We start from the raw sequence: 15,189 nt of genomic DNA, 5'->3' as shown, positions 1-15,189 counted from the left end.
CCGGCACCTCTCCGCGTGAAGCGGTTTCCTCCCAAGAGGTGTACATCACAACGATGTTGACCTACCGTCAGGTTTTCGGACCGGTGCAGGTGGCGGGCCGGCCAGGCTCCGCCCGGCGGGGCGGAACCCGGCCGGCCGCCCCGCCGGACATGTCGGAGAGCAAGGGATCACTCATGCCCTCAATCGCACGTCCTTCGGTGCTCGGTGAACCGCTCGACCCGCTTCCCAGGAACTTCGCCGCCTTCATGCGACCGCTGCTCCCGGGGCTGCTGAACGAGATACGGACCGAGGTCACCCGCGCCTACCCGGTGTACGGCCGACTGCTCAACGGCCCGGACGGGCACGCGATCCGACAAGGCGTGGAGCAAGCGCTCACCGCCTTCGTGGACCGGGTCGCCGATCCCGGCAGGAGCGCGGAGCTTCGGGACGACCTCCTGCGCCGGTTCGGCCGGGTCGAGGCCTACGAGGGCCGCGACCTGGAGGTCCTGCAGGGCGCCTACCGGCTCGGCGCCCGCATCGCACTGCGCCGGGCCAAGACCCTCGGCCGGCAGCACAGCCTCTCCCCCGCGCTCATCCTCGCCTTCGCCGACGCCCTGTTCGCGTACGTCGAGGAACTGGAGGCCGTCACCCGCGAGGGATACGCGGAGGTGCGGGGCCGGGCGGCGTCCGAGGTGTCCGCGTTACGAAGACAGTTGTTACATCTTCTGCTCGCCTCCTCCCCGCTCCCCCAGGCGACCGTCTCCGAACTGTGCACGGCCGCCGCCTGGGAGCTGCCCCGGACGTGCTTCCTCGTCGCCCTGCGCCCTCCGGTGCCCGAGCACATCCAGGCGGGACTCGACAGCGATGTCCTCGCCGACCTCGACATCCCGCAGCCGCATCTGCTCGTCCCCGGTGACCTCACCCCGGGACGCCTCGACATGCTCCGTACGGCCCTGGCCGGCACCCGTGCCGCGGTGGGCCTCACCGTTCCGGTCGCGGGGGCCGCGCACTCCGTCCGCTGGGCGCGCCGGGCGCTCCAGCTCGTCGACGAGGGCGTCGTGCCCGACGCCCCGCTGGTCCACTGCGAGGATCACCTGGCGACCCTGTGGCTGCTGTCCGACTCCGCCCTCGTCGACCGTCTCGCCGCCCGTGAACTGGCGCCGCTGGACGAGCTGCCGGCCAAGCGGCGTGAGCGGCTCGTCGAGACCCTCCGGGTCCACGTCTCCACCCGCGCCCCCGCCGAGCAGGTCGGCGAGATACTGGGCGTGCACGCCCAGACCGTCCGCTACCGGCTGCGGACGCTCGACGCCTACCTGGGTGACCGGCTCGCCGATCCCGATCACCGGTTCGCCCTCGAGGTCGCCCTCCGCGCACTCCACCTGCGGGGCGCCGGCGGCGCGGAGTGACCCACGGGGCCGGCACCCGGCCCGGTCCGCGGGCCGTGCGGCCGGAAGCGGGCGGGCCCGCGCACGTGCACGCCGGCCCGCCCGCCGCTCGGACGACGGTCAGTTCTCCGGGCACTCCTTCCATGCCAGGTGGTACACCGTGCTGATGTCTCCGTCCGTGGAGTCCATCGTCATGAAGCTGACCTCGTCGGACGAGGACCCCGCGCTGACGCGCAGCTCCGTGTTGATGTTGAAGTTGCGCTGGACCCCGCAGGGCGCGTAGACCAGCTGCGCCCAGTCGGTCTCGTCCGTGGCCTGCCAGTTGTCGTCGTAGGGGCCCGCGAAGGGGTGGCTGCGGTACTCGGTGTTCGGTGAGCCCTGGAAGTAGTACGACGCCCGCTGCGTGCCCCGCGCGCCGGGCTGGAGCGAGGCGAAGCCCCGGTAGTCCGCGCTGGCGATGGCGTAGGTGAAGCCGTGGGGGACGTGGACCAGCAGGCTGAGCTGGCAGTTCTTGCGGAAGGCCGTGGGGTCGGAGTTCCCGCCGGCCTGGGCGAGGTAGTCGCTGTACGTCACGGTGAACGCGGTGTTGTCGGCCGAGACGGCGACGGCCGCCGTGCCCTGGGGGCATCCCGATCCGTTCACCGTGGCGACCTTGATGACGATCTTGTCCGGCGGCGGGTCCTCGAACCCGGTCGACGGGTTGTGCGCGGGTAACGCGGCGGTGATGAGCGCGGCCGCCGCCGCACTCATGAGCAGGCCACCAGCCATGGTTCTCCGTCCTTCGGTGGGGGGTGGATGAGGGAAGAACGATGAAAACTTCATGTACATGCCAACATGGCGCGCACATGTGCTCCCGGCCTCGTGAAGGAGGCATGAAGGTGCGGTGAAGGCCGGGAGCGCTCGCATCGTATGGAGCCCCGCGACCCCCGCACAGAGCGAACTCCGGCCATTCACTTCCGCCCCGGACGGAGCGGACGGAACGGACGTACCGGGACGGGCGTGTGAACGGGAGGCGGCCGTTCGTAGAGAATGGCCCACCAGCACCGCTTGTGGCATCACACCAGGAGGCGCTCCCTTGGAGCTCAGCAGGCGCACCTTCACCGCCTTGGCCGGCACCGCCGCGCTCGGTCTCGCGCTGGCCGGCAGCGGCGCGGCGGCGCCCGGCACGGACGGTCCGCGGGTCGTGCCGACCGGCCCCCCGCCCCCCGCGCCGAGCGCGGACGGACGGCGGCACCGGATCGGCCACGACGGGCACTCCCTGCTGGTGGACGGCCGGCGCCTGGTGCTGTGGTCCGCCGGCATGCACGCCTTCCGGCTGCCCAGTCCCTCCCTGTGGCGGGACGTGCTGCAGAAGCTGCGCGCCCACGGGCACAACGCGGTGACCGTCCCCGTGCCGTGGAACCACCACTCCCCCGCACCCGGCACGTACGACTTCACCGGGGTGCGGGATCTGAACCGGCTCCTGGACATGGCCGCCGAGGAGCGGCTGTACGTCATCCTGCGCCCCGGGCCCCACCTCGGCCCCGAGGTGGACGCCGGGGGGCTCCCCGGGTGGCTGACGGCCGTCGGCGGGACGGCGCGCACCGACGATCCGGAGTATCTGCGGCACGTCGACGAGTGGCTGAGCGCCGTCCATGCCATCGCCGTGCGGCATCTGTTCACCGCGGGCGGCGGCACCGTACTGCTGTACCGGCTGGAGGCGGGCGGCGCCCCGGCCGACGGACCGGCGGCCCGCGCCCATCTGGCGCACCTGTACGCGAAGGCGCGCGCCGACCGGATCGACGTACCGATCCTCCACGGCGACGGGGTGTTCGGCCTCCGGGAGCGCGGCCCGCGGGCACCGGGGTTCCGCGTCGACGCGGGGTGGGAGCGGACCGGTCATCTGTCCGACCTCGCGCACGGCATCACCGCGCATGACGTCCGTACGGTGTTCGGCGGGACCTCGTGGGGATGGCTGCCCGGCACCGGCGACCTCACCGCGTACGGCTCCGGCGCGCCGATCGACGAGGGCCGCCGGCCCACCCCGGAGCTGGCCCCGCTCCAGCAGTTCGGGCATCTGGCGCGGACCGTGCCCGACCTCGCCCGGCTGGAACCGGCGGACGAGGTGCGGGGGGCCGACGAACGGCTGGCCGTGGAGCACCTGGCCAATCCCGACACCGGCGCCCAGGTGTACGTGCTGCGCAACGACTCCGGCGAGCGGGTCGACTCGATGCTGCCGGGCACCGGGGTCGAGGTGCCGGTCACCGTGGCACCGCACGACGCCAAGCTGCTGTTCACCGGGCTCGACCTGGGCCGGCGGAAGCTGGCGTACACCACCGCGCAGCCCCTGCTGAACATGGCCGCCGGACGGCAGGACGTCGCCGTGTTCGTCGGCCGCAGCGGCGAGACGGCCCAGGTCGTGCTGGACTGCGACAGCCAGCCGGAGGTCTTCCGCGCGGACATCGAGCCCGCCTGGACCTACGACCGGGGCAGGCTGAACGTCGTCGCGCCGCTCGGCAGGGGAGGACTGGGCCGGGTCCTCGTCCAGAAGGGCGACTCCGACGTCCCCCTGGTGCTGCTGTTCGCCGACGACGCCACCGCGCTGCGCCTGTGGCCGTACGAGACCCCGTCCGGGTCCCTGCTGGTCTACGGGCCCGCGATGCTGCGCTCGGCGACCCTGCGCGGCTCCACCGTCCACCTCACCGGTGATGTCGTCGGCGAGACCGGGGTGGAGGTGTGGGGGCCGCGCGGGATCACCTCGGTCACCTGGAACGGTCAGGAGGTGCGCACCTATCTCGGCCGGGCCGGGAGCCTGGTCATGGAGGGGATGGTGCCGGACGCGCCCGACGTGCCGCTGCCGGAGCTGCGCGGCTGGCGGCGACGGGCCGGGGACCCGGAGTCCGGGCCGGACTTCGACGACTCGGCGTGGACGGTCGCCGACCGCACCTCCTCCCACAGCACCACACCCGTGCCGGAGAGCGGACCGGTCCTCTTCGCGGACGACTACGGCTTCCACTACGGCGACGTCTGGTACCGGGGCCGTCTGACGGACACGCGCGGCACCACGTCGGTGTCGCTGCCCTACAGCACCGGGCCGCACGGCCTGCTGATGGCCTGGCTGGACGGACAGCCGCTCGGCACCCACCGCATGCCGGCGCCGGACGGGGACACCGCGGACCGGGGCACCTGGACGGCCACCGCGAGGTTCGCCGTGCCGGAGGAGCTGCGCGAGCGGGGCCGGCACGTGCTGTCGGTGCTCGTACGGCCGATGGCGCACGACGGGGACGAGCGGACGCCGGACGCCTACAAGGCCGCGCGCGGGCTGACGGCCGCCGAGTTCGCGGGCGGACCGCGGACCGTGGAGTGGCGGATCCAGGGCGCCGCGGCGCCGGACCGGGCGCGCGGGCCCCTCAACAACGGCGGACTGCACGGGGAGCGCCACGGCTGGCATCTGCCGGAGCACGACGACCGGGACTGGCGGCCCGTGGACTTCCCCCGCGAGGAGCGGCGGCAGGGCGTCGCCTGGTACCGGACGGACTTCCGTCTCGACGTCGACCCGGAGATCGACGCCTCCGTCGGACTCACCCTGGAGGACGACCCGGAGCGCGCCTACCGCGTCCAGATCTTCCTCAACGGCTGGAACATGGGCCAGTACCTCAACGATGTGGGCCGGCAGCACACCTTCGTCCTGCCGAACGGGATTCTGCGCACACGTGGCGCCAACACACTGGCCCTGGCGGTGCTCTCCGACGGGACCACGCCCTCGGGGCCGGGCGACGTACGGCTGACGCTGCTGCGGGCGGCGCGGGGCGGGGTTCCGGTGGAACCGGTGCGGACGAGGGAGACGGTGGACTCACCGGAGAAGTGAGCCCACCGCCAGGGTCGCGGCTCACGCCGGCCGGCTCACGCCAGCCGGATCACGTTCCAGGACAGCGGCTCCAGCACGGCCGAGAGGCGGCCGCCGTCCAGGGCCGTGCCCTCGGCCGCGTGCGGGGCGACCCGCTCCGGGTCGGCGAGGGTGTTGCGGGCGTCGGGGTCGGCGTCGGAGAGGACGCTGTGCCCGACGACCGAGGTGAGGCCGAGACCGCCCAGCGTCACCTCCAGCGGCAGCGGCTCGGTGCGGCCGCGGTTGACGGCGAAGACGGTGACCGTGCCGTCCTCGGCGCGCACGGCGGTGGCGTGCAGCAGATCGGCCTCCCCGTACCGCCGCGTCCCGTACGTCGGTGAGTCCACCCGCACGTCCAGCACCGTGCCGCGGCCGTACTTCGAGGCCTGGGCGAACGGGAAGAACGTCGTCTGCCGCCACGCCGGGCCACCGGGCTCGGTCATGATCGGGGCGATCACGTTGACGAGCTGGGCGAGACAGGCCACGGTCACCCGGTCGGCGTGCCGGAGCAGGGCGATGAGGAGCGAGCCGAGGACGACGGCGTCGGTGACGCTGTAGTTGTCCTCCAGGACGCGCGGCGCCTCGGGCCAGTCCAGGGCACCGATCTGCTCCTCGGTGCGGGACATGTACCAGACGTTCCACTCGTCGAAGGAGAGGTTGATCCTCTTCTTCGACTTGAGGCGGGCGCCGACGTGGTCGCAGGTGGCGACGACGTTCTCGATGAAGGACTCCATGTCGACGGCGGAGGCGAGGAAGGAGTCCACGTCACCGTCGAGCGGCTCGTAGTAGGCGTGCAGGGAGATGTGGTCGACGAGGTCGTACGTCTCCCGCAGGACCGTCGCCTCCCAGGCGGCGAAGGTCTCCATCGACTGGTGGGAGGAGCCGCAGGCCACGAGTTCGACACCGGGGTCGAGCCGGCGCATCGCGCGGGCGGTCTCGGCGGCGAGACGGCCGTACTCCTCGGCGGTCTTGTGGCCGGTCTGCCACGGGCCGTCCATCTCGTTGCCCAGGCACCAGAGCCTGATGCCGAAGGGGTCCTTGTCGCCGTGCTCGGCGCGCAGGTCCGAAAGGGCGGTGCCGGAGGGGTGGTTGGCGTACTCCTGGAGTTCCAGGGCCTCCGCGACGCCCCGGGTGCCGAGGTTGACGGCCAGCATGGGTTCGGTCCGGGGGCCGATCCTCCTGAGGAACGCCATGTACTCGGAGAGGCCGAAGCGGTTGGACTCCGTCGTGCGCCAGGCCAGGTCGAGCCGGCGCGGACGCCGCTCCACGGGGCCGACGGAGTCCTCCCACTTGAAGCCGGAGACGAAGTTGCCGCCGGGGTAGCGGATGACGGTCACGCCGAGTTCCCGCACGAGGTCCAGGACGTCCTGGCGCAGGCCGTCCGCGTCCGCGGTGGGGTGGCCGGGTTCGAAGACGCCGGTGTAGACGCAGCGGCCGAGGTGTTCCACGAACGAGCCGAAGAGGCGGGGGTTGACGTCGCCGACGGTGAAGGCGGGGTCGAGGGTGAAGCGGGCGGTTCGCATGGACACCTTCCGGAAGCCTTCCTGTTGTTCGACATACCGAATGACACTCGTCATGCCGAACGGGACCGTAGGTGTGATGCGTGGGCGCGTCAATGGTCCCGGCGGGAACCCGCTGTTGTGTCCCCGCGCGCGGGCGTCCTCGCATGACGCGGGCGCGCCCGGCCGCGTAGGCTCGAACGGCCTTGTGTGCGGCGGCCGATGGGAGTGAGGGGACGCGATGCGGTACGCGGACGCTGCCCTGGCCCCCGCCTCGTCCCTGAGCGCCTTCTACACGTCGTTCTGGTGGATCCCGGCCGGTGTGCTGGCCGCCGCCCTGGCGATCAAGCTGCCGACGATCATCCGGCTCTGGAAGGACCCCCTGCTGCGCGCGGTCGGCGGGCTGCTGCTGCTCGCCTGCGCGGTGTTCGTCTTCGTCGCCCCGTCGACCATCGCGTGGGTCAACCGCGTCACGGGCGTGCCGAACATCTCGGCGCCCTGGGTGTACTCACTGCTGACCGCCTTCTGCGCCTCCTGCCTGGTGCTGATCATCGCCTGGCGGGACGGTCTGCCCGAGCACTCGGCCTCCACCCGCCGCGCCACCCGCTGGGTCGTCTCCGTCTACGGAGGTGTGATCGCCGCGCTGTGGGTGCTGTTCGCCCTCGCCGACGTACCGGTGGAACGGACCCGTGACCTCGACACCTACTACGCCACCACACCGTTCATGCGCGAGGAGATCCTGCTCTACCTCCTCGCCCACACCACCGCCGTCCTCATCACCTCGAAACTGATCTGGAACTGGATCCGCACCGACGGACTCGACGCCTGGCTGCGCTGGGGACTGAAGTTCCTGGGCATCGGCTACGCGCTGAACCTCGCCTTCGACGCGGCGAAACTCACCGCCGTGGGGGCCCGCTGGACGGGCAACGACCTGGACTGGCTCAGCCTGCACGTGGCCCCGGCGCTGGCCTGTCTGTCGGCCGTGTCGATCGCGGTCGGCTTCATCCTGCCGCACGCCGGCCAGTACCTGCACGAGCGCTGGCGGATCCGGCTGGCCCACCGCCGGCTGCGGCCCCTGTACCTGCTGATGCGGAACGTGCACGGTTCCGGACTGCCGTTCGTGCTGCGCGCCGGCTCCGGGCTGCGCCTGACCCGGCGCGAGACGTTCATCCGGGACGTGCTGCTGCCGCTGGCCCGGCGCACCGACGAGCGGCTGCGCGAGCGGTCGTACGACGCCGCCCTCGGCCTGGGCTTCCCGCCGGAGCGGGCGAGGGCGTTCGCCGCGGCCGTGGTGATCCTCGACGCGGTCGCGGCCGGGAGCGACGCCGGCGACCGCGGCCACGAGGCCGACACCACGGAACTGCTCCACGAGATCGGGGCCGTCTCCCGCGCCCTGCGCCACCCCGACGTGATCCGGGAGGTCCGCGCCCGCGCCGCGGCACCCGGGGACACCGTGGCGGTCACCGAGTGACCGTGCCGCACGCGGAACTGGCCCTGACGGCACCCGTCTTGGCATATTGCACAGGTGACCGAGCGACGCCCAGGGGAACAGGGAGACAGCGGTGCGTACCAGGAAGGAGATGCGTCGACTCGCTGACGCCCTCATCGACCCCATCGACGTGGCGGTACCGGCCGACCCCGAGGTGCTCTTCGACGCGCTCGTCGCCTCCGTCAGCGCCTGGCGGGGGCGCGAAGTGGTCGTCCACCGGGCGGCGTTCCCGCCCCGCACCGCGAGCGGGCTGTGGCTGGAGCGCGAGGGCCACGACGACGTGGTGGTGGACGAACGGGCCGCCGTGTGGCACCAGATCGTGATCTTCTGCCACGAGGTGTGGCACATGAACCGCCGGGACGCGGACCCCGGACCCGGACCCGCACGGCACCCGCAACCGGTCGCCGCGCGCACCGACTTCAGTCTCGCGGAGGAACAGGAGGCCGACCGCTTCGGCATGCTGATGGGCCGTCGGCTGCGCACCTGGCTGGACAGCTCCGCCGACCCTCGGTACGAGGCGGAGGGCGGCGCCCGGGATCCGCAGGACCTCGCCGGGCGCATCGGGGCCGCGCTCAACTACCGCGGGGCCAAGAGATGAGCGGCCTGCTCAACTACGTCAGCTGCGGGGTGCTGTGGCTGGGGCTGCTGGTGAAGGCCCCCGATCTGCTGCGGCACCGGCGCGACCCGTATCTGCGGGCGATCTGCGCGGTGCTGGGGCTGGCGGGGCTGTGCTTCTTCCTCGGGGCGCCGCCGACGGTCGGCGCCGTCAACCGGCTCGGCGGCGTGCCCAACCTGGCCGCGCCCCTCACCTACGTGGCGATCACCGGATACTGCGCCGCCTCCCAGGTCCTGATCGTGCACTGGCGCGGCGGGCCCCGGGTGCGCCGCACCGCCCGCCGCTGGCTGCTCGCCTACGCGGTCGTCGTCCTCGGCATCACGGTGACGTTCGCCCTCGGCGAGGCGCCGGTGGAGCGCCGTACCGACCTGGACACCTACTACGCGTCCACGCCGTTCATCGGCCAGATGATCCTGCTGTACCTGCTGGCCCACCTCACCACCGTCACCGTCACCACGGTGTCCGCGCTGCGCTGGGCGCGCCGGGTGCGGGGCGGGCTGCGGGCGGGGCTGGTCCTGCTCGGCACCGGGGCGCTGTGCGGGGCCGGGTACAGCGTGGCCAAGCTGATCGCGGTGGGTGCCGGCTGGACCGGGCGGGACTGGTCGGCGCTCGGCACCACCGTCTCCCCGGCCGCCGCCGGACTCGGCGCCCTGCTGACGGTCGTCGGGGTGCTGGTGCCGCTGGCGACACCCCGGGCCGTCGAGTGGCGGCGGGCCCGGCGCACGTACGCGCGGCTCGCGCCGCTGGAGCGGACGCTGGACGATCTGCTCACCCGCCGGACCCTGCGGCTGCCCCGCCCCCGGTTCGCCACCCCGGGCACCCGGCTGATGTGGCGCCAGACCAGCATCCACAACGCTCTCGGCCACCTGGACGCCTACTTCGACCGGGAGTTGTACGACCGCACCCGCGCCGGTGTGCTGGCGGCGACCGAGGACGCCGAGCGGGCGGAGGCCGCCGCCTGGGCCGCGGTGATCACGGCGGCGGTACGGCGGGAGGCGGACCCCCGGGAGCCGGCCCCGGTCCCGCACGGCGACCGCCCGCTCCCCGGCCGGGTGCCGGAGCCGGCCGTGCTCGCCCGGATCGCCGACGCGCTGGCCGGCACCGTACCGGCGCCCGCGGTGCCCGCCGTCGCGAGCGGTACGACGACGGCGGGGACGGCGTGAACCGGCGCCCGGCGGAAAGGAGCCGGCCGGCATGAGTCTCGTCGTCTACCTGGCGGCCTTCGTGTTCGGGATGACGTCCGTGCTGCTGTTCCGCCGCCCGCGCAGAGCCATGCGGAACCCGCTGACCGTCTCCACCTGCGCGGCGATCGTCCTCGGCGCGCTGGTCTTCGTGTGCGCCGCCCCGGCCACCCTGGCCACCGTCAACGAGCTCACCGGCGTCCCCAACTTCGGGGCCCCGCTCACCTACGGCATGCTCTGCGCGTACAGCTGCGCGGTGCTGGTGCTGCTGATCAACTGGCGGGGCGGCACCCGGGAGCGGGTGCGGCGCAGGGTGCTGCGCACCATCACCGCCTACGGCCTGGTGATGGCCGCCGTCGTCGTGCTGTTCCTGCTCGCCGAGGCGGACACCGAGCGGCTCACCGACCTCGACACCTACTACGCCAACACGCCGTTCATGCGGGAGATGATCCTGCTGTACCTGCTCGGGCACAGCGCGGCGATGCTGGTGATGTGCGCGGTCTGTGTGAAGTGGGGGCGTGAGGTCGGGGGCCCGCTGCGGACCGGGCTGCGGCTGATCCTCGTCGGGGCGCTGCTGGACGTCGTGGGATTCCAGGCGGCCAAGTACACGGCGATCGTGGCCCGCTGGAACGGGCACGACCTCGACTTCCTGTCCACCACGGTCGCCCCGCCGATGGCGTCGCTGGCCGCGCTGCTGTGCTCGGCGGGGTATCTGCTGCCGTCCGCGGTCGCCCAGCGGCGGGCGCTGGGCGACCACCGGCGGCTGGCCCCGCTGTGGTCCCTGCTGAAACCGGTGCCGACCGCGCCCAAGCCGCCGGCCGGCTGGTGGCAGCTGCCCCGGGCCCGGCTGCAGTGGCGCGAGGTGTCGATCCACGACGCGCTGCTCGCGCTGGCGCCGTACTTCGACCACGAGGTCCGTGAGCGGACGCGGGACTCCGCGCTGCGCGCGGGCCGCTCCCCGCACGAGGCGCGGCTGGCCGCGGAGGCGGCCATGCTCACCGACGCGGCGCGGCGGGCCGCCGGCCGCGAGGAGCCTCCCGAGACCGCCGGCACCTACCGGCTGCACGCCACCGAGGTCTCCGGCACCGGCGGGCTGGTGGAGCTGGCCCAGGCCCTGCACCGGCCGCCCTCCCGGCCCGCCCCGCCCGACGGCGCGGCGGCGCCCTCCCTTCCTGGATCCGTGACCGAACCCGAGGAGCCCCATGTCGCGTAGAGCTGTCGTCATCGGTGCCGGACTGGCCGGCATGCTGGCCGCGGCCGTCCTGTCCGCCGCGGGAGCGGACGAGGTGATCGTGCTGGACCGGGACGAGCTGCCCGACGGGCCCGAACACCGCAAGGGGCTGCCGCAGGGGCGGCACGCGCATCTGCTGATGCCGGGCGGCATGGACGCCATGGAGGAGCTGCTGCCGGGCACGGGACTGCGGGCGCGGCTGCTCGCCGCCGGGGCGCACGAGATATCGCTCAGCTCGGGCATGCTGGCCCTCACGTCCGAGGGCTGGCTGCGGCGGTGGCGGCGCCCCGGCCCGGTCATGATCACGTGCAGCCGGGCGCTGGTGGACTGGGTGGTGCGGGAGACGGTCCGGGAGCGGACGGCGGTGGAGATCCGCCGGGCGGCCGTGGTGGGCCTGACGGGTTCCGCGGGGCGGGTGCGCGGGGTGCGGATCGCGGCACCGGGCGGGGACACGGACCTGGACGCGGACCTGGTCGTGGACGCGAGCGGGCGCGGGACGCGGGTGGTCAGCTGGCTGGACGGGCTGGGGCTGACCGGTGTGCGGGAGCGGGCCGTGGACTCCGGGCTGGTCAACGCCTCGCGCGTCTACCGGGTGCCGGAGGGGGCGGAGCGGTTCCCGCTGACGGTCGTACAGGCCAATCCGTACGTGTCCCGGCCGGCCCGGAGCGCGATGGTCATGCCGATCGAGGGGGACCGCTGGCTGGTGAGCTGCGGCGGCTCCCGCGGGGGTGAGCCGCCGGCCGACCCGGAGGGGTTCCTGCGGTACGCGCTCGCGCTGCCCGACCCGATCGTGGGGCAGCTGATCTCCGGCGCGGAGCCGCTGACGGATGTGCATCTGAGCCGGTCGACCAGCAATGTGCGGCGGTACCTGGAGGAGTTGCCGCACTGGCCGGAGGGGTTCGTGGTGCTGGGGGACGCGCTGGCCACGTTCAACCCGGCGTACGGGCACGGCATGTCGGTGGCGGCGTTCGGTGCGCGGGTGCTCGGCCATGAGCTGGGCCGGGCCGGCGGTCTCGCCGCGCCGGGGCTGGCGCGGCGGGTGCTGCGGGGTGCTGCGCGCTCGGCGGACGCGGCGTGGACGATGGCGGTGAGTCAGGACGTGCTGTACCCGGAGGTGCGCGGGGGGCGGCCGACCGCGGCGGAGCGGGTGCTGACGGCGTACAGCCGCCGGATGATGAGCGCGGCGACGGGTTCGTATCCGGCGGCTTCGGCGATCTGGGACGTCACGAGCCTGCGGACGCCGCCGACGCGGATGTTCCGGCCGGGCGCGGTCCTGGCCGCCGTGGCCGGCTCCCCGCTCCCCCCGTCGACGGAACCGCCGTTGACGCCGGGCGAGCGGAAGATCCTGCACGCGCTGGACCGCACGGGCCTGTGACACCGGGGCAGGGCCCGCCACGGGCCCTGCCCCGACCCCGTCACGGGCCGCGCCCCGGGCCCGCAATTCGGCCCTGCCCCCGAAGCCGCCCCCCGGCCCCCGCTCCGGCCGTCCCCGCAGACCCTTGCTCGCCCCCGCCGCCCCTTCCCGTCCCGTCCCCGGGGCTGCGCCCCGGCCCCCGCACAGCGGTCGCCCGCCCGGACCCGGGCGGGCGACCGGCACAACACCCGACCCCGCACGCCGGCCAGGCGACCACCACCGCTCCCCTCCCTCCCGGCTGCGGAGTCGATCATCCGGTACCCCCGGAGCCGCCGCCCCGCCCCGGCCCGCGCGGGTGCCGCCTGGGGCGAGGCCGGCCACCGACGCACCACCCGACCTGCACACCGGGCAGGCCACCGTGGCTTCCCTCCGCAGGGCCTTCCCCGTCCCGCCCCCAGGGCTGCACCCCGGCCCCCGCACGCCGGGCAAGCGCCCACGGCTCCTCGCCGCCGCCCCTTCCCGTCCCGCCCCGGCCCGCGGGTGCCGCCTGGGGTGAGGCGAGCCACCGACGCACCACCCGCCCTGCACACCGGACAGGCCCCGCGGCTCCCCCGGCCCAGGACCCCGCCGGGGCGGTGTGGCACCGCGGGTCTGGCCGACCGGGAGGGGTGGGGTGTCGGGCCGGGGGCGTGGTTCGGTGTGTGGTCGGGGCGGGGGCATTGCCGGTGGGAGTGGGGTGTGGCTAGCCTGTGTTCGTCATGCCGATCGGCTGTTGAAATCTCGAACGACACGTACAGGAGGGGGCCGGTCGTGGGACGCCTCGTACCAGCCGTGACCCGGGCTCTCGACATCCTCGAGCTCTTCCTCGACGGGGACGGGACGCTCTCCGCCCCGGACATCGTGCGCCGGCTCCAGCTGCCGCGCACCACCGTCCACGAGCTGGTGACCACGCTCGCCGCCCGTAAGTACATCGTCCCGGTGACCGGCCGGCCCGGACGGTACCGGCTCGGCGTACGCCCGTACCAGCTCGGCGCCCGCTACGCCGAGCACCTCGACCTCGCCGCCGAGGGCCAGCAGGTCGCCCGCTCCGTCGCCGAGACCTGCGACGAGACGGTGCACGTGGCGATCCTGGAGGACACCGACGTCATCTACATCGCCAAGGTCGACTCCACGCACGCGGTGCGGATGGTGTCGGCGGCCGGCCGCCGGCTGCCCGCCCACTGCACCTCCGTCGGCAAGATGCTGCTGGCCTCCCTCCCCGAGCAGGAACTCGCCGCGCGGCTTCCCGACGGCGCGGAGCTGGCCGCGATGACGCCGAACAGCATCACCGACCCGGCCGCCCTGCGCGAGGCCCTCGCGGAGATCCGCGCCCGGGGTGTCGCCGTGGAGAGCCGCGAGTCCAATCCGGACGTCTCCTGTGTCGCCGCGCCGGTGCGCGACCGCGCGGGACAGGTGGTGGCCGCGCTGTCCATCTCCGTACCGATGATCCGCTGGAGCGACGAGCGGCTGGGCGAGCTGGAGCGGCTCGCCGTCAAGGGTGCCGCCGAACTGTCCGAGCGGCTGGGCCACAGGAGCAACGCATGACGAGCACGTTCGACGTGGCGGTCCGCGCGGAGGCGGAACTCGGTGAGGGGCCCACCTGGGACCCGGCCACGGGACGCCTGCTGTGGATCGACATCCTCGGCTCCCGCGTCCACACCTACGACCCGGCCACCGGCCGGCGCACGGTCCGCCGCACCGACCAGCACGTGGGCGCCGTCAAGCCCCGCGCGGGCGGCGGCCTCGTGCTCAACCTGCGGGACGGCATCGGCCTGATCGACCCCGACGGCACCTTCCGCTGGCTGCACCGCGAGCCCGTCCCCGGCCGCCGCGGCAACGACGCCGCCGTCGCCCCCGACGGCAGCCTCTTCGCCGGCACCATGCGCTACGACGAGGCGCCCTGCGGCGGCACCCTGTCCCGGGTCGGGGGCGACGGCACGGTCAAGGTCCTCCTGGACGACGTGGCGGTGAGCAACGGCACCGGCTGGAGCCCCGACGGCCGGCTGATGTACTACATCGACTCACCGACCCGCCGTCTCGACGTCTTCGACGTGGGCCGGGCGGACGGCCGCATCGGCAACCGCCGTTCGGTCGTCGCCGTCGAGCACGGCGCCGGCTTCCCCGACGGGCTGTGCGTCGACGCCGACGGCTGCGTCTGGGTGGCTCTGTGGGACGGCGGCGCGGTCCGCCGCTACACCCCCTCCGGCGACCTGGACCGGGAGATCCGTCTGCCCGTCCCCCGGGTCACGGCCTGCGCCTTCGGCGGCCCGGACCTGACCGACCTCTACATCACCACGGCCCGGGTCGGACTGACGTCCCCGCACCCCCTCGCGGGTTCCCTGCTGGTGGTGCCGGGGGCGGGCAGGGGCGTGCCCCAGCCGCCGTTCGCGGGCTGACGGGCCCACCGGCGACCCGGCCGTCTCAGGCGCCGGACGCGCCGGACGCGCCGGGCGCGCCGGGCGCGCCGGGCGCGCCGGGCGCGCCGAGGGCGCCGCGCAGCCGCTGGGCTGGGGCGTGCCCCAGCCGCCGTTCGCGGGCTGACGGGCCCACC

Annotated in this window: 11 protein-coding genes; 9 read left to right on the top strand and 2 right to left on the bottom strand. The window is 74.1% G+C overall.

Annotation, left to right across the window (positions count from 1 at the left end):
* The first annotated feature begins 173 nt into the window (after positions 1–173).
* Complete coding sequence (locus ACZ434_RS02945) at positions 174–1,385, top strand: PucR-like N-terminal domain-containing protein (RefSeq protein ID WP_468451109.1); 1,212 nt, start codon at positions 174–176, stop codon at positions 1,383–1,385.
* Positions 1,386–1,484: 99 nt separating this feature from the next.
* On the opposite strand, the gene ACZ434_RS02940 is transcribed toward ACZ434_RS02945, so the two are convergent.
* Positions 1,485–2,132 (bottom strand): DUF4360 domain-containing protein, encoded by a 648-nt coding sequence (locus ACZ434_RS02940; protein ID WP_468451107.1) that lies wholly within the window; start codon positions 2,130–2,132, stop codon positions 1,485–1,487.
* 307 nt (positions 2,133–2,439) lie between these two features.
* On the opposite strand from ACZ434_RS02940, the gene ACZ434_RS02935 reads away from it, so the two are divergent.
* Complete coding sequence (locus ACZ434_RS02935) at positions 2,440–5,211, top strand: glycoside hydrolase family 35 protein (RefSeq protein WP_468451105.1); 2,772 nt, start codon at positions 2,440–2,442, stop codon at positions 5,209–5,211.
* A gap of 35 nt (positions 5,212–5,246) precedes the next feature.
* On the opposite strand, the gene arfA is transcribed toward ACZ434_RS02935, so the two are convergent.
* Entirely contained in the window at positions 5,247–6,752 is a 1,506-nt protein-coding gene (gene arfA / locus ACZ434_RS02930) for an arabinosylfuranosidase ArfA (protein ID WP_468451103.1), read from the bottom strand.
* A gap of 217 nt (positions 6,753–6,969) precedes the next feature.
* On the opposite strand from arfA, the gene ACZ434_RS02925 reads away from it, so the two are divergent.
* From ACZ434_RS02925 to ACZ434_RS02895, 7 genes are all read left to right on the top strand, one after another.
* Positions 6,970–8,199: a DUF6545 domain-containing protein gene (locus tag ACZ434_RS02925; RefSeq protein ID WP_468451101.1), complete on the top strand. Its 1,230-nt coding sequence runs from the start codon at positions 6,970–6,972 to the stop codon at positions 8,197–8,199.
* A gap of 109 nt (positions 8,200–8,308) precedes the next feature.
* Positions 8,309–8,815: a toxin gene (locus ACZ434_RS02920; protein ID WP_468451099.1), complete on the top strand. Its 507-nt coding sequence runs from the start codon at positions 8,309–8,311 to the stop codon at positions 8,813–8,815.
* Positions 8,812–9,996 carry an MAB_1171c family putative transporter gene (locus tag ACZ434_RS02915; protein ID WP_468451097.1) on the top strand — a complete coding sequence of 395 codons (1,185 nt, stop codon included), beginning with the start codon at positions 8,812–8,814 and terminating at the stop codon, positions 9,994–9,996. The genes ACZ434_RS02920 and ACZ434_RS02915 overlap by 4 nt, the downstream gene beginning before the upstream one ends.
* 31 nt (positions 9,997–10,027) lie before the next feature.
* Positions 10,028–11,227 (top strand): MAB_1171c family putative transporter, encoded by a 1,200-nt coding sequence (locus tag ACZ434_RS02910; protein WP_468451095.1) that lies wholly within the window; start codon positions 10,028–10,030, stop codon positions 11,225–11,227.
* Entirely contained in the window at positions 11,217–12,620 is a 1,404-nt protein-coding gene (locus ACZ434_RS02905) for an FAD-dependent monooxygenase (RefSeq protein ID WP_468451093.1), read from the top strand. Before ACZ434_RS02910 ends, ACZ434_RS02905 begins: the two co-directional genes overlap by 11 nt.
* A 789-nt stretch (positions 12,621–13,409) precedes the next feature.
* Entirely contained in the window at positions 13,410–14,183 is a 774-nt protein-coding gene (locus tag ACZ434_RS02900) for an IclR family transcriptional regulator (protein WP_468451091.1), read from the top strand.
* Entirely contained in the window at positions 14,180–15,034 is an 855-nt protein-coding gene (locus ACZ434_RS02895; protein WP_468451089.1) for an SMP-30/gluconolactonase/LRE family protein, read from the top strand. Before ACZ434_RS02900 ends, ACZ434_RS02895 begins: the two co-directional genes overlap by 4 nt.
* Positions 15,035–15,189 lie beyond the last annotated feature (155 nt).

It is taken from the genome of Streptomyces sp. NPDC030893 (assembly GCF_055571535.1).
The sequence above is the reverse complement of the archived record's forward strand: the minus strand, read 5'-3'. Positions and strand labels throughout refer to the sequence as shown.

Bases quoted from the DNA above. Each gene is read 5' to 3' on its own strand.
- arfA (WP_468451103.1), bottom strand. From the start codon at position 6,752: ATGCGAACCGCCCGCTTCACCCTCGACCCCGCCTTCACCGTCGGCGAC.
- ACZ434_RS02945 (WP_468451109.1), top strand. From the start codon at position 174: ATGCCCTCAATCGCACGTCCTTCGGTGCTCGGTGAACCGCTCGACCCG.
- ACZ434_RS02940 (WP_468451107.1), bottom strand. From the start codon at position 2,132: ATGGCTGGTGGCCTGCTCATGAGTGCGGCGGCGGCCGCGCTCATCACC.
- ACZ434_RS02905 (WP_468451093.1), top strand. From the start codon at position 11,217: ATGTCGCGTAGAGCTGTCGTCATCGGTGCCGGACTGGCCGGCATGCTG.
- ACZ434_RS02910 (WP_468451095.1), top strand. From the start codon at position 10,028: ATGAGTCTCGTCGTCTACCTGGCGGCCTTCGTGTTCGGGATGACGTCC.
- ACZ434_RS02920 (WP_468451099.1), top strand. From the start codon at position 8,309: ATGCGTCGACTCGCTGACGCCCTCATCGACCCCATCGACGTGGCGGTA.
- ACZ434_RS02925 (WP_468451101.1), top strand. From the start codon at position 6,970: ATGCGGTACGCGGACGCTGCCCTGGCCCCCGCCTCGTCCCTGAGCGCC.
- ACZ434_RS02895 (WP_468451089.1), top strand. From the start codon at position 14,180: ATGACGAGCACGTTCGACGTGGCGGTCCGCGCGGAGGCGGAACTCGGT.
- ACZ434_RS02915 (WP_468451097.1), top strand. From the start codon at position 8,812: ATGAGCGGCCTGCTCAACTACGTCAGCTGCGGGGTGCTGTGGCTGGGG.